Below are 16,427 nucleotides of genomic sequence, written 5' to 3' on the forward strand. Positions count from 1 at the left end.
GAACCGTAGAAATCAGGTGTCATCTTTCACATGGTGACGCATTCGCCCCGGGCTTGCCATGGCGCACCGACCGCCATGTCGATGACCCTGGGGATGTGCTCCATGCCGGGTGACGGCGAGTCGGGATCATGATGGTGCACCAGCATGAGCACCGTGCGTCCGGCCAGCCAGGGGCCGATGCCATCGGCCACCCGCCGCGCGGTGGCCGCATCCAGCGAGGCAAAAGGCTCATCGAGCACCACCAGGGCGGGATCGGTCAGCCACAGACGCGCCAGACCCAGACGTCGCGCCTGGCCGCCGGAAAGCTGTCGCCCCCCTTCCCCCACGCGTGTCTCGAGCCCGCCGGGCAGACCCTGCGCCCAGTCGGCCAGGTCTACCGCAACAAGCGCCTGCCACAGCCGCTCCGGGCTCGCCTCGGGGGCGCCCAGCCGCAGATTCTCGGCAAGGCTTGCGTCGAACAGCTCCACCCGCTGGCTCAGACAGCCCACTTGGCTGCTCAACCACTGCGGGTCCAGGGCTTCCACCGCCTGGCCGTCCAGGGTCAAGCGACCCTGGTGGCCACGCAGCTCCCCGGCAAGCAGCGCCAACAGCGTCGACTTGCCACTGCCGGAGGGGCCACAAATCGCGGCCCTTTCCCCCGGCGCCAGCCGGAAGCTCAGGGGCGACAGCGCCTGATCGAGTGCCCGCGGATAACGAAAACTCAGCGACGTAGCACAGACCTCCAGCCCTCCAGACTCGGCGGTCCCGCTTCGAGGCGCAGCGTGCACTGCAACAGCTCGGGTGGTGTCTGAGACGTTTGCAGGCGCTGCACGCTGCTGGTCGATAGCATTGAGCCGCTCGGCGGCGGCGAGGCTCGCGCCGGCCTGGGTGAAGGCGGCGGGCAAGCTTGCCAACCCCTCGGCCAGGGCCAGCGAGGCCAACGGCAGCATCACCAGCACGGCGGCGCCCAACTGGCCGCTGCCGAAGGCGGCGAGGCCACCGATCAACACAAGCCACCAGGCGCCCCCCATCACCAACGTCGTCAGAACATTGCCAAACCCGGTGATCAGTGACAGTCGCCACTGGGCCGCCAGCAGCTCGTCCTCGAGGGCTTCAAGCTCGCCACGGCTGCGCGCCAACGCGCCGTAGGCCTCGAGTTCACTCAGACCGCCAAGGGTTTCGATCATTGCCGAGCGCAGTCGCTCCAGCCCGGCGACGCGGCGACGACAGGCCGCCAGACCCAGGCGGGCCTGTCCGAGGGTCAGCCAGCTCCAGCCGAACAGCAGCAAGACGCCCAGCACCAGCGCGGCCTGGGGCAACCACACCGCCACCAACGCTACCAGCGCCGCCCCCAGCACCAGCGCCATCGCCGCCGGCGCCAGCAGTCGCAGGTAAAGCGCGTCCAGGGTATCGATATCGGCGGTCAGACGGTTGAGCCAGTCGCCGGATCGCCTTGCCCCGAGGCTGGCGCCGTCCATCGCCACCAGGCCCGAGAAGCAGCGCGCCCTCAGGCGTGCCAGCAGTCGCAGGATGGTGTCGTGGTTGTAGAGGCGTTCGACGTAGCGTGACACGGTACGGGACACCGCAAACAGACGAATGCCCGCCCCGGGAGTGTAGACGTCCAGGGTCGCCGCCATACCCGCCGCCAAGGCCGCGCCGGTCAGGGCGCTGGCGGTGATGAACCAGCCCGACACCGCCAGCAGCCCCAGCGCCGACAGCGCGGTCAGCACCATCAGCACCACGCCAAGCACCAGGCGCCGACGAAACGACGCATGCACCTCGATCCACGGACGCAGACTGGCAATCGCCGCAGTGAATCCCGTATCCGTGCGCTCAGTCGACGACGCCATCGGCCACCTCTTGCTGTTCTCTTCCACTCGCGGTGACTCGCCCATCGAGCAGCTCCACACGCCGGTCCCCCATCGCCAGGATGGCCGGGTGATGGCTGGCGATGACCAGCGCCCGGCCCTGGCCGGCCAGACGCCGAAAGCCGCGAATCAGTACCGCTTCGGTCTCTCGATCCAGACTCGCCGTCGGCTCGTCCAGTAGCACCAGCGCGGCATCACTCAGGAACACCCGCGCCAGCGCCAGGCGCTGGGCCTGCCCGCCGGACAGGCCCAGGCCATTTTCGCCGATCCGGGTATCGAGTCCCTCGGGCAGAGCCGCGACCAGCGGCTCAAGGCCCGCCTGCTCGAGCGCAGTGCGCAGGTCGTCATCGCCAGCGTTCGGCGCCGTCAGGCGAAGATTGTCGGCGAGGCTGCCCTGGATCAGCAGCGGGCGCTGGTCCATCCAGGCGAAGGCGATGCCCGGTGCCGATTGGCGCGCCCCCTCGCCAGGCCCGACAAACCCCGCGAGCATCGCCAACAGGCTCGACTTGCCGGCACCCGATGGGCCGCTGATCACCACCACTTCACCGGCGTCCACCCGAAAGTCCAGCGGACCCAGCACGCGGCCACGCCCAGGGTGATCCAGGCAGGCGCCTTCGAGCCGCACAAGCTGGCCACCGGACAACACTGAAGAAGCGGGACTTTCCGTCGCGCCAGGCGCCGAGACGGGCGACACTCGCGACGGATCGATGGGTTCATCGAGCAGTTCCGTCAGGGCCTGGGCGGCGGCCAGCGCCGAGGCACGATCGTGGTAGTGCTGGGACAGTGTGCGCAGCGGCTGAAAGAACTCCGGGGCCAGCAGCAGGATGGTCAGGCCACTGGCCAGCGTCAGCGAATCGGCCACCTCCAGCGGCAGGTCCCCGAGCAGGCCAAAGCCGATGTAGATAGCCAGCGCCGCAATCGCCACCGAGGAGAAGAATTCGAGCACCGCCGATGACAGAAAGGCCAGTCGCAAGGGCTTCAGGGTGCGCCGGCGATAGTCGTCGGCGACCTGGGCAACCTCGTCGGTGACCCTGTCGCCGGCACCGAACAGTCGAATGGTGGCGATGCCCCGCACCCGATCGACGAAGTGCCCGGACAGTCGCGTCACCGCCGCGAACTGGTCGCGATTGAGCGATTCGGCGCCCATGCCCACCAGCGCCATGAACAAGGGAATCAGCGGCGCGGTGATCGCCAGCAGCAGCGCCGCCAGCCAGTTGTGCCAGGCGATGATGGCGAAGATGACCAGCGGCACCACCATCACCACCCGAAGTTGCACCCAGAAACGTGAGGTGTAGCCGTCCAGTGCCTCGACCTGCTCGACAAGGCGATGGGCCAGCCCGGCACTGTGATGGCGACCGGCACGCACCGGTCCCAGCGCAAACAGATGCTCGAGCAACTCGTGGCGTACCGCGCGGCGAAGGCGCTGGCTGGCTCGCTGGGCCAGACACTCCTGAGCAAAGCCAGCCCCGGCACGCAGCGCCAGAAACCCCAGTAGAGAGACAAGCCAGGGCCATAGCTGGCTCAGGGAACGCTCACCCTCGATCGCCAGTACCAGCACCTTGGCCAGCAGTACCCATTGGACCACACCCGCGAGTCCTGCCAGCACCGCGAAGGCCGCGGCCAGGGTCAGCGGACGACGCTGAGCCCCGGTGTGCTGGTCGAGCCACAGCCGCGCCCTGGTGGCCTCGCCGCGAGACGACTCAGAACGAGACGACTCAGGACGAGACGACTCAGCACCAGACGACTTAGTGATAGCCGCCCCCTCTTACCTTGCCGCGGAACACCCAGTAGGACCAGGCGGTGTAGCCCAGTACCACCGGGATCACGAACAGCACCCCGAGCAGCAGAAACAGCTGGCTCTCCGGAGCCGAGGCGGCATCCCACAGGGTGATGTCCGGCGGGATCAGGTAGGGCCACTTGCTGGCCACCAGCCCCAGGTAGGTGAAGAAGAACAGTCCCAGGGTAGCCACGAACGGCTGGCCCTCACGGCGACGGGCCACCGAACGCCACACCATGGCGGCGCACAGCAACGCCAGTGCCGGGAACACCCAGAACAGTGTCAGGTGGCCGAACCAGCGCTCACGCACGAAGTCGTCGACGAACGGCGTCCAGATACTGATCACGGCAAAGCCCGCCAGCACCAGTCCCAGCAGCCTGGGCGTGATGCGGTAGGCCCATTCCTGCACCTGCCCCTCGGACTTCAAAATCGTCCAGGTCGCCCCCAGCAGCGCATAGCCCGCCATCAGTGCAAGGCCAGTGATCACGGTGAAAGGCGTCAGCCAGTCGAAAGGACCGCCCACGTAGACATTGTGGGCGACCTCGAAGCCCTCGATGTAGGCGCCGACCACGACCCCCTGACAGAAGGTGGCGACCATCGAGCCCCAGCAGAAGGCGCGGTTCCACCAGTGACGATTACGAACCGACTTGAAGCGGAACTCGAAGGCGATGCCACGGAAGATCAGGCCGGCCAACATCAGGAAGACCCCAAGATAGAGCGCCGGCAGCAGGATGGTGTAGACCAGCGGAAAGGCCGCCAGAAGTCCCGCCCCGCCGAGCACCAGCCAGGTCTCGTTACCGTCCCATATCGGCGCTACCGAGTTCATCATCACATCCCGGGCGTGCTCGTCCGGGGCGAAGGGGTAGAGGATACCCACCCCGAGATCGAAGCCATCCATCAGGATGTACATCATCACGCCGAACCCGATGATCAGGGCCCAGATGGCAGAAAGGTTGATCAATTCCATGTCATCAACTCCCGAACTGGCGGCCGGCGTCGGCCTCGAGGGTGGCGTGGGCGGCGGACAGCGGTCGCTTGGCCGTCTCGACCTCGTCGTCGTGGGGCTCCTCGGCCAGCATGCCCTGGCGCACCACCCGGGTGAGGTAGTAGCCCCCGGTCAGGAACACCACCGCGTAGACCAGCACGTAGCCGATCAGGGTGGCGAGCACCATCCAGCCACTGAGCGACGGCGTCACCCCCTCGGCCTGGGTCATCATGCCGTACACCAGCCAGGGCGCGCGGCCCGCTTCGGTGACGAACCAGCCGCCCAGCACCGCGATAAAGGGCGCCACGCTCATCAGCCTCAGCGTCTGCAGGAAGGGGCGACTCTTGTACAGACGACCGCCACGGCGCAACCACAGGCCGGTGAAGGCCACCGCGATCATCAGCATGCCCATGCCGACCATGGCGCGGAATGACCAGAACACGAACCACACCGGTGGTTGCTCCTCTACCGGGACCTCCTTGAGCCCGGGTACCTCGCCGTCCAGGTCATGGGTCAGGATCAGGCTGGCCAGGCGCGGAATGCCGATCTCGAAGTGATTTTCCTGGGCCTCCTTGTCCGGCCAGGCGAACAGCAGCAGCGGCACCCCGGACTGGGTCTCCCAGTTTGCCTCCATCGCCGCCACCTTGGTCGGCTGATGCTCAAGCGTATTGAGACCGTGGGCGTCGCCAACCACCGCCTGTACCGGCGCCAGCACCAGCAACAGCCACATGCACATGGACAGGGCCTTGCGGTTGGCCTCGACGTCGCGACCGATCAGCAGATACCAGGCGCTGACGCCGGCCACCACGAAGCCGCCGGTCAGGAAGGAAGCCAGCGCCATGTGGGCAAAGCGATAAGGGAAGGAGGCATTGAACATGGCCTCGCCCCAACTGGTGACGCTGAAGTGGCCGTCGATCATTTCCACCCCGGCGGGGGTCTGCATCCAGCTATTGGTGGACAGGATCCAGAAGGCCGAGATGAAGGTGCCCACCGCGACCATGATGGCGGCGAACAGGTGAACCCCCTCGGCCACCTTGCCACGCCCAAACAGCAGCACCCCGAGGAAGCCGGCTTCCAGGAAGAAGGCGGTGACCACCTCATAACTCAGCATGGGGCCGAGGAAGTTGGACGTCGCCTGACTGAAGTTGCTCCAGTTGGTTCCGAACTGGAAGGCCATGACGATCCCAGAGACCACGCCCATGCCGAAGACCACGGCGAAGACCTTGACCCAGAAGGCGGCCAGTCGATCCCAGGCGGGATTGCCGGTCTTGTAGAAGAGTCCATGCAGGACAGCGACATAGGACGCCAGCCCTATGGTAAAGACGGGGAAGATGGCGTGGAAGGATACGACGAAGGCGAACTGTATACGTGACAGAAGCACGGGATCCAGTTCCATGAGCGACTCCTCGAGGCAGGGATGACCGACGGCACCGCCCTGCCTCGGGAACACAACCCGACCCTGGCAGGACAGCATCGAACCCGAGCGGAATCGAATCGATAGAGCGCAGCCTTGCTCGGCTAGCCTGGCAATCTATCTATGCACAATCATGCATCTTCGATCCCGCTTGCCCCCAGCATAGAGGTCCCGCAGGCCTCTGTCCCATGGCCAATTGTCGCACGCACCCATGGCCGATTACGTACCCATTTGTGCGCCCACCAGCCTTGCCTTTGCCGTGACAAGGGCACTTAGCCAGGTGTCAGGTCATGACTGCCCCAGCACCAGCGATACCAGATAGGCGGTGTAGGCCAGGTAGACGGCGACCAGGACGCCACCCTCGAACCGATTGATACGCCCCGCCCGGCCCTTCCAGCCCAACGCGAACACCGCCATCATCAGGGTCATGGCGGTCATCAACGACCAGTCTCGCATCAGCACCTCACGCTCGGCCTCGATCGGCGCGATGACGGCGGCCAGCCCCACCACCCCCAGGGTGTTGAACAGGTTGGAGCCGACCACGTTGCCCAGCACCAGATCATGCTCCTTGCGACGCAGGGCACTGATGGACGAGGCCAGTTCCGGCAGCGATGTGCCGATGGCGACCACGGTCAGCCCGATGATGACGTCGGACACCCCGAGACCCTGGGCGATATCCACCGCGCCCCACACCAGCAGCCGGGAACTGACGACCAGCAGGGCCAGGCCCAGCAGAGTAAGGAAGATGCCCTTGCCCAGCGACATGGGGTGAGCATCGAGTTCCTGCACGGTATCGGTGGCCAGGGCGTCCGCCCTGGCGGCGGCTTCCTCGCGCCGGCTCTGGATCACGCTTGCGACCATGAACACCAGCAGCGCCAGCAGCAGCAGCGCGCCCTCCAGCCGGGAGATAAGCCCGCCCCACATCATCAACGCCGACACCAGGGTGGCGGCACCGAGCACCGGCAACTCGCGCCGAATCACCGATGAATGCACCGCCAGCGGGGAGATCAGCGCCACCAGCCCCAGGATCAGGCCGATGTTGGCGATATTCGAGCCATAGGCGTTACCGAGTGCCAGCCCCGGGTTGCCCTGTGCCGCAGACAGCGCCGACACCGTCAATTCCGGTGCCGAGGTCCCGAAGCCGATGACCAGCATGCCCACCAGCAAGGGCGACAGTCCCAGCCGCGCAGCGGTGGCCGCGGCGCCTTCGACAAAGCGCTCGGCGCTCCACACCAGTACCACCAGGCCACCCAGAACCGCCAAAACGGGAAGCAACATGTCAACTCCTCACCCATGATATCGGTCGCATCTTTGTCTATGGTGTCACCCACGTCAACGTGCCACACTATTTAATTCGCAGGATCAGCTTGTTAAGCCATCAGCGCCTGATTCGCGACGAAATGCAGACGAACAGAACCCTCTTTCAAGACCGGAGTCCCCCCACCACTGTGACGACCCCCGTACGTGGCCCCCTGGAACGGATCCGCAACGCCTCCGTCACCCAGCATCCTCCCCCCGAGGTGCGCATCAGGTCGCGCCGGCGCCTGCGTGCCTGTCACGAGTGCGACTGGATCATGGCGCTGCCGCCGCTGCGTCCCGGTGAAGAAGCGGACTGTGTCCGCTGTGGTCACGACCTGGTCAAGCGTCACGCCTTCCCCGCCCAGCGCAGCCTGGCGCTGTCGCTGGCATCGCTGGTGGCATTGGCGCTGGCCCTGTCCTTTCCGTTTATCGGCTTCAGTACGCGTGGCGTCGGCAACGAAATAGAAGTGGCCCAGACCGCCACCCAGATGCTCGAGCATCACCAGCCCATCGTCGCCATGGTGGTGCTGATGTCGATCATCGTGTTGCCGGCGATCTATCTGCTGACGGTGGTGTGGCTGCAGATCAGCCTGATGCTGCCCCGCCGTCTGCCCTATAGCCGCACCCTGGCCCGCGGACTTTCCCATATCGCGCCTTGGCTGATGGCCGATGTCTTTATCGTCGGCACCATGGTGGCGCTGATCAAGGTGGCGGGACTTGCCGAAATTTCCCTCGGACCGTCGTTCTGGGCCTTTATCGCCTACGCCATCCTGCTGCTGGCGACGACCCTGTCACTGGACAAGGACTGGCTGTGGTTCTCGCTCAGCGGCGAGCCTCTGGCACCGGAGGGCACCCGCACCGGCGAGACCGCGGCTTCCCAGGGGCTCACCGGCTGCCCCACCTGCGGGCTGATCAACTGCCTGGACAGCGAGGGCCATGGCCGTTGCGTGCGCTGCAGCGAGAAGCTGCACGCCCGCCGGCCGCGCAGCCTGCAGACCACCTGGGCGCTGCTGTTCACCGCCGCAGTGCTCTATATCCCCGCCAATGTCTATCCCATCATGTACACCACCAGCCTCGGCAGCTCGGACCCGCAGACCATCATCGGCGGCGTCATCTACCTGGTCAGTCACGGGTCCTGGCCGGTGGCGCTGGTGATCTTCGTGGCCAGCGTCATCGTGCCCATCGGCAAGCTGCTGGCGCTGGTCTGGCTGTGCCTGGTGGCGCCGCGGGCACCGGGCATGCGCTCGGTGGTGCGAGCGCGGCTCTACCGATTGACCGAACTGATCGGACGCTGGTCGATGGTCGACGTCTTCGTGGTAGCCATCCTGGTGGCCCTGATCCGCGCCGGTGCGCTGATGTCGATCGATCCAGGCCCCGCTGCGCTGGCCTTCGGTGGCGTGGTGATCATCACCATGCTGGCGGCCATGAGTTTTGAGCCTCGCCTGCTGTGGGACGGCAGCGAGGATCCCTGCAACCCGATGGACTCCCCGGATAATGACGGGTTGCACGGCGACCACTCGGGCCTGGCGTCCGACGCCGCCCCTTCACCCCATCGCACTGCGCCGGATGAACAAGGAAGCACACCATGAGTGACGCCGATAAGCGCCACCCCGACAACCCGCCAGCGCCGTCCAGCAAGGACATGCACCGCGCCGCGCCGACCCAGCAGAAACGGCTGTCGCCGGTGTGGATCGTGCCCTTTGTGGCACTGCTGATCGGCGCCTGGCTGGTCTACGACAACTACGCCAGCCGCGGCCCCCAGATCGCTCTGCACCTGCCATCCGCCGACGGCATCGAGGCCGGCAAGACGTTGATCAAGACCCGTAACGTGGAGGTCGGCAAGGTCACCTCGGTAGCACTCAGCGACGATCTCTCCGGCGTCGAGATCACCGCTCAGATGGAACCCCAGGCCGAGAAGATGCTGGTCGAGGACACCCATTTCTGGGTGGTCAAGCCGCGCATCGGGCGCGAGGGTATCAGCGGACTCGGCACCGTTCTCTCCGGTGCCTATATCCAGCTCGAGCCGGGTCAGAGCGAGGTGGATGCCCGCGAATTCGACGTCAGCGACCAGCCTCCGGTGGCACCACCTGGCGCCCAGGGACTCCGCCTCAACCTGGTCAGCCAGGTCGGCAACTCGCTCAGCGTCGGCGACGCCGTCACCTTCCAGGGGGTCAGCGTCGGACGCGTCGAGGAGGCCGACTTCGATGTCTCCACCCAGAGCATGCACCACCGCATCTTCATCGAGAGCCCCTACGACACCCTGGTCACCGAGAACACCCGTTTCTGGGCTACCAGCGGCATCGACGTGCGCTTCGGTTCCGACGGCTTCCAGGTGCAGGTCGAGTCGCTGGAAGCGCTGCTCGGCGGCGGCGTCACCTTTGGCGTGCCCGACGATGTTCCCGCCGGCAAGGAGGCGGAAGAGGACGCCACCTACGAACTCTATGCCGATGAGGAGGCCGCCCGCCAGGGTACCTTCAATCGCTATCTCGAGTACGTGCTGCTCAACGAGGATACGGTACGCGGCCTGTCCCGCGGCGCCCCGGTGGAATTCCGTGGCGTGCGCATCGGTACCGTGGCGGCCGTCCCCTGGAACTTCACCTCGCCCCAGCCGGAAAACCGCGACAAGCTGGCCATCCCGGTGCTGATCCGCATCGAACCCCAGCGTCTGGGCATCGGCGCCAACGAACTGGATCTGCAGGAGTGGCGTGAGCGCTTCGACCGTCTGTTCGAGCGTGGCCTGCGCGCGACCCTCAAGAGCGGCAGCCTGTTGACCGGGGCGCTGTTCGTCGACCTCAAGATCGACGAAGAGCTGCAGGGCCAGTATCTGGCCGAGACCTTCGCCGACCGCCCGGTGTTCCCCACCGCCTCGGCTGGCCTTGCCCAGATCCAGGCCCAGGTCACCGCCCTGCTCGACAAGCTCAACCGCCTCGAGATCGAGCCTATCCTGTCGGGACTCGACCGCAACCTTCAGGTCTCAGAGGCGATGCTGACCCAGGCCCGCTCACTGGTGCAGAGCATGAACAGTCTGCTCGACAACCCCGAGACCCAGGGCTTGCCCGGCAACCTCAACCAGACCCTGGTCGAGCTGCGCCGCACCCTCGACGGGCTGTCGCCGGAATCCAGCGTCTACCAGGACCTGACCCGCACCCTCAACGAGGTCGAACGCCTGGTGCGTGACCTGCAGCCGGCCGCTCGCAAGATCAGCGACGATCCCCGCGCGCTGCTGTTCGACAGCATCCAGACCGAGGACCCGATCCCGCGGGCACCGCGCTGATCGCCTCCCGCCCGAGTCTGCGGACTCGGGCGGGATAGACGGAAGCATCGACAACACTGACCTCACCGGAAAGGAGTTCTCCATGAGGCCGATACATCGCCTGTGTGTTCCCCTGCTGGCGCTGTGGCTGGGCGGCTGCGCCAGCGGCACCGCCCCCATGAACCACTACGTGCTGCCCTCGGATGCAGGCAGCAGCGATGCCCGGGTCCCCAGCGCCGACGAAACGCCGTTGCTGGTGTCCACACCCAGGCTCGCCAACTACCTCGAGGCCGAAGGCATCGTCCTTCAGCTCGACGACATCTCGCTGAACGAGGCCAAGTCCCACCAATGGGCGGCACCGCTGGCACAGCAACTCGAACGCGGCCTGCGCGACCGCCTGGAGGCCAGGCTGCCTGGACGCCGGGTGCTGCTGTCCGGCGACAGTGGCAACGCCCTGACGCTGGAATTGAGCGTCGACCGCTTCCAGGGCCACTACGACGGCTACGCCGTGGCTTCTGGTCAGTGGCTGTTGCGTGACGGCCAGCGCAAGGTGGTGGACAGCGACAGCTTCGAGGCCACCGAGTCGCTGGACAGCGACGGCTATTCGGCACTGGTACGGGCGCTGGGGCGCACCTGGGATCAGGTGGCCGATGATATCGCCGCCCGGGTCCGTGTCGCCCCCTGAGCGTCTCGACAACGCCTCCCCGCCCCTCATCAAGGTTCTGCCGGCCCGACTTCTTTTCACCCCCGCCGATGCGCCGGGCCGGCAAATCTGGCATCATGCCCGCAACGGTGACGGGGGTCCCCCGCTAGAGCGGTCACCGAATTTTTCCCCACGCCTTGTCCGGGACCGACGCCATCAGAACGGTGGCGTCCAGCGAGTGCGTGCGTGCTGGAGTTTGCATGAGTTTTTCCGATCTCGGCCTGCGTGCCGAATTGCTTCGCGCCGTCACGGCGCAAGGCTATGACACCCCGACTCCGATTCAGCGTCAGGCCATCCCCGCGGTACTCAAGGGTGGTGACCTGCTGGCCAGTGCCCAGACCGGCACCGGCAAGACAGCGGGCTTTACCCTGCCGATGCTGCAGCGCCTGGCCGATGGCCCTCGCCCCTCCAAGCGCCAGGTCCGCGCCCTGGTGCTCACGCCCACCCGTGAACTCGCCGCCCAGGTCGGCGAGAGCGTGCGCGACTACGGTCAGCACCTGTCACTGCGTCACCACGTGATCTTCGGTGGCGTCGGCCAGCAGCCCCAGATCGACGCCCTGCGGCCCGGTCTCGATGTGCTGGTGGCAACGCCTGGCCGCCTGCTCGACCTGCACCAGCAGGGCCACGTGGATCTGTCGAGCGTCGAGATCCTGGTGCTCGACGAAGCCGACCGCATGCTCGACATGGGCTTTATCCACGACATCCGCCGTGTGCTGAAGCTGTTGCCCGAGAAGCGTCAGAATCTGCTGTTCTCGGCGACCTTCTCCAGCGAGATCCAGGCGCTGGCCGACAAGCTGCTCGACCGCCCGGAGATGATCGAGGTCGCACGCCGCAATACCACTGCCGAGACCGTCGACCAGGCCGTCTACCGAGTGGACCGGGAACGCAAGCGCGAGCTGCTGTCACACCTGATCACTAGCCAACGCTGGTTCCAGGTGCTGGTGTTCACTCGCACCAAGCACGGCGCCAACCGCCTGGCCGAGCACCTCGACAAGCGCGACATCTCTGCCATGGCGATCCACGGCAACAAGAGCCAGTCAGCCCGTACCCGCGCCTTGGCGGCGTTCAAGGCCGGCGAGCTGCAGGTTCTGGTGGCCACCGACATCGCCGCCCGTGGTCTCGACATCGACGAACTGCCCCACGTGGTCAACTTCGAGCTGCCCAACGTCGCCGAGGACTACGTCCACCGCATCGGTCGTACCGGCCGTGCCGGCAACGAAGGCCAGGCCATCTCGCTGGTGTGCGTCGATGAACATGGCTTGCTGAAGAACATCGAGCGCATGATCAAGCGTGACCTCGAGAAGCGCATCGAGCCGGGCTTCGAGCCTGACCCCAACGCCAAGCCGGAGCCCATCGAGAACGGCCGCAACAAGCGCGGTGGTGGTCAGCGCCGCAGCCAGGGTGGCAACAATAGCTCCCAGCGCGGCAACGGACGACGTGGTGACGGTGGCGGTGGCGGCGGCAATGCCCGCAACGGCAATGGCGAGCAGCCTGCACGTCGCAGGCGCAGGGGCTCCGGCCAGGGCAACCGCCAGGGACAGGCATAAGCTCGAGCATCGCCTCAGGCATAGCCCCGAGCGGCTAGACAAGAGCAATCCAGGGGGCGGCTTGCCGCCCCCTTCCATCTCAGCAGGACAGCGATATGGCATCTCCAGAACTGATCAAGGAATATCGCCGCTTCCGGGCCTTCCAGAAGCAGGCGCAACTCGACAACGAGCATCGCGGCGCCCAGACCAAGATCGACGAGGCGCGGGTCAGTGCCGCTCGCATGACCGAGGCCTACCGCAGCATGGCAGAGAAAGGCGCCGAGCAGGGGGCCTGCTATCGCACCCTCTACCTGCGCGACCATGACGGCGTGGCGCTGACCTGCGAAGGCTGGATGTTCGTGCGTCGCGTGCTGGCCGAAGGCGGTGCCACTCGCGTACGCGCCAGCCTGCTCGAGACCTTCCGCCTGGAGAATGGCCAGTGCGCCCCCGGCGACACCCCGGTCGAAAAGATCACCCTGGAGATCTACGACCAGCTGCTGGTCGACAAGGGCATGGCCACGGCCGTGCGCATCGATGGCGTAGACGGCGATCGCCACAGCCAGTTCCTGACCTTCAATGATCAGGTGCGTGGCGATCTGCGTCGCTTCCTGAAATAACCGTATCGGCCGCCGTCCGCGGGGCCTGCGCCTCCGGCGGCGCGCCTTCCCCGCTGCGGTGGTCCACCCGCTGGAGCCCCCGATGAAGGTCACGTCCCTGCCCTGGCGCTTTCTGGTGCTGATGGTACTGGTCGGCCTCAACCTGAGACCGGCACTCTCTTCGCTTGCCCCGCTGCTCGCCCGTGTGCAGCAGGATACCGGCCTGTCCCCCAGCGCCATCGGTGCCCTGACCACCCTGCCGGTGCTGTGCCTGGGGCTGTTCGCTCCGCTGGCGCCCCGCCTGTCGCGCCAGTACGGCCCGGAACGCGCCTTGTCGCTGGGTCTGGTGGTCATCACCAGCGGTCTGCTGCTGCGCTGGCAGGGAAGTCCCCTCGCGCTCTACGCCGGCACCCTGCTGGTGGGTGCCGGTATCGGTGTATCGGGCGCCCTGCTACCGGCGCTGGTCAAGCGCGAGCTGCCCCGGGGCGCCGACCTGATGACCGGGGTCTACACCATGGCCCTGTGTCTGGGTGGCGCCCTGGGTGCCGGTCTGGCGATTCCCCTGAGCGACCTGCTGGGTGGCTGGACACGCAGTCTGGCGGCCTGGTCGCTGCTGGCCATGGCGGCGCTGATCGCCTGGGAGCTTTACATGCCGCGCACCGCCGCTACCCCGCGGATGGCGGGTGACCCCGGCACCGGCATGACCCGTGGCCTGCTGCGCCAGCCCCTGGCCTGGCAGGTGGCGCTATTGATGGGCACCCAATCGTCGCTGGCCTACATCGTCTTCGGCTGGCTGCCGACGCTGTTGATGCAGCGCGGCATCGGCGAGGCAGAGGCCGGCCTGTTGATGGGCATGTCGGTGATGGTCCAGCTGATTTCTGCGCTGCTGGCACCCTGGCTGGCCCGCTTCGGTCGCGATCAGCGCCCGGCGCTGCTGCTGGTCCTCGCCAGCACCGCCAGCGGCCTGTGGATCCTGTTGATGGCCGACACCTCCCTGCGCTACCTCGGCGCACTGCTGCTGGGGCTCGGCCAGGGCGGCAACTTCTCCCTGGCGCTGACCCTGATCGTGCTGCGCAGCGCAGATTCGCGTCTGGCAGGCCGCCTGTCCGGACTGGCCCAGGGTGGCGGCTATGCCCTGGCCGCCCTGGGCCCCTTGAGCGTCGGCATCATGCTTGACCTGCAGGCACCGATCACCGCCATCGCCTGGCTGTTGATGGGGATCGCCGCCGCCGCCGCCAGTTTCGCCTGGTTCGCCGGTCGTCAGCGTCAGCTCTGCTTCGACGCCGACGATAACGTCATCACCCGCTGCGCGCCTCGCCGAGGCTCACGCTGATACTGTCACTCGTGTCTTCACTCCTTGTGCAGGAAGCCCACCCATGACCCACTCACCCCTGGACCCGGTGCTGGTGATCTACGCCGGCGGCACCATCGGCATGATCGAGACCCCCTCAGGCCTCGCCCCCGGCCCCGACATGGAAGCCCGGGTGCGCGACGCCCTGGCCACACTACCCGACGATCGCCGAACCGCTCTGCCACCCTTTACCTGGATCGAGGTCGACCAACCCATCGACTCCAGCGGCGCCCGTCCCGAGGACTGGGCCCGGCTGGCCGCGCTTGTCGCCGAGCAGGCCAATCGCCATCGCGGCGTGGTCGTGCTGCACGGCACCGACACCCTGGCCTGGACCGCCTCGAGCCTGGCCTACCAGCTTCAGGGCATCGATCGCCCGGTGGTGGTGACCGGCTCCATGGCGCCGCTGGCCCAGCAGCACAGTGACGCCCTGTACAATCTCGAGAGCGCGCTGCGCTACGCCGCCATGCCTGAATTGCAGGAAGTGGCGGTGAGCTTTGGTGACAAGCTGCTGCGGGGCAGCCGGGCTCGCAAGTGGCACACTCGCGAGCCGAATGCCTTCGAAAGCCCCAACCTTGACCTGCTGGGGAAGCGCCACGGCAACGACTTCCGGCTGCATCGCGAGCACAGCCTCGAGGCTACGCAGCGCGGCGCACCCCGCTACGAGCTCGGCGACTATCATGGCCTGGGGGAGCAGGTGGTGCGGGTGGTCCTGTGGCCGGGCATTCAACCCTGGCAGCTGGCGGCCTGGCTGGGTGATGACCGCGTCAAGGGCGCCCTGATCGAGGTGTGGGGCGGCGGCAATGTACCTGACGACCCCGAGCTTGGCGCCGTGCTGGCAGAGGCCAGCGGCCAGGGCAAGCTACTGGTCGCGATCAGCCAATGCCCACACGGCACCATCGACATCGGACACTACGCTGCCGGCAAGATGCTGGCCGACGCCGAGGTGGTATCCGGCGACGACATGACCCCTGAGTCGGCCTATACCAAACTGGTGCATCTGCTGTCGCTGCCCCTCTCGCTGGAACAGAGACGTCGGCTGTTTCGAACCCCGCTGGTCGGAGAACGAGGTTGACATCCCGCAGGTCACAGAGCAATTTTATGCTCTATTGACACTCAAGGGGCCATGATGGAGTAAGGTTAGGGAGTCCCCGTCATGACAAGGAGTTGCTCATGGAACACCCGGATCATCCCTTCAGCGAGTTGTTTGAACAGCTGGGCCTGGCTTCCGAGCCGGAAGCCATCAAACGATTCATCGATCGCAACTCGCCGATTCCGGAGGGGGTCGAACTGCCCGATGCGGCCTGCTGGAATGAGGGACAGTCGGAATTTCTGCGCGAAGCCATCGAGGCCGATGCCGACTGGGCCGAGGTAGTCGATCATCTGGACGCTTCACTGCGCAAACCCTAGGGCTTGTGTGAAAAGGGCTTGTGCGAAAAGTGCCTGCGCTTGGTAATACGGCGTTAAAAATCGGGTCAAGACGCTCATTTACACCTCGTAAACTGCGCTTTCTCACCGATTTTTGCCTTGTCTAACCATCGCTCGTCGACTTTTCGTATAAAGCCTGGCGCTCGTCTGAAAAGTAGCTGCGCTCGTCGACTCTTCGGACAAGTCCTTTACAAGCTGCGCGAGCCGCTGATGTCGGCGGCTCGCGCCACTATCAGGCCGATGGATCGGCC

The 16,427-nt window shown here is 66.2% G+C and carries 13 protein-coding genes; 8 read left to right on the forward strand and 5 right to left on the reverse strand.

What is annotated here, in order from left to right; genetic code table 11:
• Window positions 1-26: 26 nt before the first annotated feature.
• From cydC to NH448_RS16280, 5 genes are all read right to left on the reverse strand, one after another.
• Window positions 27-1,829: a thiol reductant ABC exporter subunit CydC gene (gene cydC / locus NH448_RS16260; RefSeq protein ID WP_045994322.1), complete on the reverse strand. Its 1,803-nt coding sequence runs from the start codon at window positions 1,827-1,829 to the stop codon at window positions 27-29.
• On the reverse strand, window positions 1,813-3,516 hold the full coding sequence (cydD, locus tag NH448_RS16265; protein WP_045994323.1) for a thiol reductant ABC exporter subunit CydD: 1,704 nt from the start codon (window positions 3,514-3,516) through the stop codon (window positions 1,813-1,815). The genes cydC and cydD overlap by 17 nt, the downstream gene beginning before the upstream one ends.
• A 76-nt stretch (window positions 3,517-3,592) precedes the next feature.
• Entirely contained in the window at window positions 3,593-4,591 is a 999-nt protein-coding gene (gene cydB, locus NH448_RS16270; protein WP_045994324.1) for a cytochrome d ubiquinol oxidase subunit II, read from the reverse strand.
• 4 nt (window positions 4,592-4,595) lie between these two features.
• On the reverse strand, window positions 4,596-6,005 hold the full coding sequence (locus NH448_RS16275; RefSeq protein ID WP_108133772.1) for a cytochrome ubiquinol oxidase subunit I: 1,410 nt from the start codon (window positions 6,003-6,005) through the stop codon (window positions 4,596-4,598).
• Between the two features lie 306 nt (window positions 6,006-6,311).
• Window positions 6,312-7,301, reverse strand: a complete 990-nt coding sequence (locus tag NH448_RS16280) for a calcium/sodium antiporter (protein WP_045994326.1) — start codon at window positions 7,299-7,301, stop codon at window positions 6,312-6,314.
• A 194-nt stretch (window positions 7,302-7,495) separates the two neighbouring features.
• Here NH448_RS16280 and NH448_RS16285 point away from each other — a divergent pair, with 194 nt between their 5' ends.
• From NH448_RS16285 to NH448_RS16320, 8 genes are all read left to right on the forward strand, one after another.
• Window positions 7,496-8,911 carry a paraquat-inducible protein A gene (locus NH448_RS16285; RefSeq protein ID WP_239452601.1) on the forward strand — a complete coding sequence of 472 codons (1,416 nt, stop codon included), beginning with the start codon at window positions 7,496-7,498 and terminating at the stop codon, window positions 8,909-8,911.
• Window positions 8,908-10,596 carry an intermembrane transport protein PqiB gene (gene pqiB, locus NH448_RS16290; RefSeq protein ID WP_083970576.1) on the forward strand — a complete coding sequence of 563 codons (1,689 nt, stop codon included), beginning with the start codon at window positions 8,908-8,910 and terminating at the stop codon, window positions 10,594-10,596. The genes NH448_RS16285 and pqiB overlap by 4 nt, the downstream gene beginning before the upstream one ends.
• 82 nt (window positions 10,597-10,678) lie before the next feature.
• Window positions 10,679-11,260 carry an ABC-type transport auxiliary lipoprotein family protein gene (locus NH448_RS16295; RefSeq protein ID WP_045994327.1) on the forward strand — a complete coding sequence of 194 codons (582 nt, stop codon included), beginning with the start codon at window positions 10,679-10,681 and terminating at the stop codon, window positions 11,258-11,260.
• A 218-nt stretch (window positions 11,261-11,478) separates the two neighbouring features.
• Window positions 11,479-12,825, forward strand: a complete 1,347-nt coding sequence (locus NH448_RS16300) for a DEAD/DEAH box helicase (protein ID WP_045994328.1) — start codon at window positions 11,479-11,481, stop codon at window positions 12,823-12,825.
• Window positions 12,826-12,920: 95 nt separating this feature from the next.
• Window positions 12,921-13,421, forward strand: coding sequence for a hypothetical protein (locus tag NH448_RS16305; RefSeq protein ID WP_045994329.1), 501 nt, complete (start codon window positions 12,921-12,923; stop codon window positions 13,419-13,421).
• Window positions 13,422-13,503: 82 nt separating this feature from the next.
• Window positions 13,504-14,733, forward strand: a complete 1,230-nt coding sequence (locus tag NH448_RS16310) for an MFS transporter (protein WP_045994330.1) — start codon at window positions 13,504-13,506, stop codon at window positions 14,731-14,733.
• 43 nt (window positions 14,734-14,776) lie between these two features.
• Window positions 14,777-15,823 (forward strand): asparaginase, encoded by a 1,047-nt coding sequence (locus tag NH448_RS16315; RefSeq protein WP_045994331.1) that lies wholly within the window; start codon window positions 14,777-14,779, stop codon window positions 15,821-15,823.
• Window positions 15,824-15,921: 98 nt separating this feature from the next.
• Window positions 15,922-16,158, forward strand: a complete 237-nt coding sequence (locus NH448_RS16320) for a DUF2789 domain-containing protein (RefSeq protein ID WP_045994332.1) — start codon at window positions 15,922-15,924, stop codon at window positions 16,156-16,158.
• The last annotated feature ends 269 nt before the right edge of the window (window positions 16,159-16,427 follow it).

It is taken from the genome of Halomonas sp. OfavH-34-E, assembly GCF_024124525.1.
GTDB lineage: Bacteria > Pseudomonadota > Gammaproteobacteria > Pseudomonadales > Halomonadaceae > Halomonas > Halomonas litopenaei.

What these genes read in the sequence shown, in the direction of transcription:
- cydC (WP_045994322.1), bottom strand. Translation starts at nt 1,829, where the DNA reads ATGGCGTCGTCGACTGAGCGCACGGATACGGGATTCACTGCGGCGATT.
- cydB (WP_045994324.1), bottom strand. Translation starts at nt 4,591, where the DNA reads ATGGAATTGATCAACCTTTCTGCCATCTGGGCCCTGATCATCGGGTTC.
- NH448_RS16275 (WP_108133772.1), bottom strand. Translation starts at nt 6,005, where the DNA reads ATGGAACTGGATCCCGTGCTTCTGTCACGTATACAGTTCGCCTTCGTC.
- NH448_RS16280 (WP_045994326.1), bottom strand. Translation starts at nt 7,301, where the DNA reads ATGTTGCTTCCCGTTTTGGCGGTTCTGGGTGGCCTGGTGGTACTGGTG.
- pqiB (WP_083970576.1), top strand. Translation starts at nt 8,908, where the DNA reads ATGAGTGACGCCGATAAGCGCCACCCCGACAACCCGCCAGCGCCGTCC.
- NH448_RS16295 (WP_045994327.1), top strand. Translation starts at nt 10,679, where the DNA reads ATGAGGCCGATACATCGCCTGTGTGTTCCCCTGCTGGCGCTGTGGCTG.
- NH448_RS16300 (WP_045994328.1), top strand. Translation starts at nt 11,479, where the DNA reads ATGAGTTTTTCCGATCTCGGCCTGCGTGCCGAATTGCTTCGCGCCGTC.
- NH448_RS16305 (WP_045994329.1), top strand. Translation starts at nt 12,921, where the DNA reads ATGGCATCTCCAGAACTGATCAAGGAATATCGCCGCTTCCGGGCCTTC.
- NH448_RS16310 (WP_045994330.1), top strand. Translation starts at nt 13,504, where the DNA reads ATGAAGGTCACGTCCCTGCCCTGGCGCTTTCTGGTGCTGATGGTACTG.
- NH448_RS16315 (WP_045994331.1), top strand. Translation starts at nt 14,777, where the DNA reads ATGACCCACTCACCCCTGGACCCGGTGCTGGTGATCTACGCCGGCGGC.
- NH448_RS16320 (WP_045994332.1), top strand. Translation starts at nt 15,922, where the DNA reads ATGGAACACCCGGATCATCCCTTCAGCGAGTTGTTTGAACAGCTGGGC.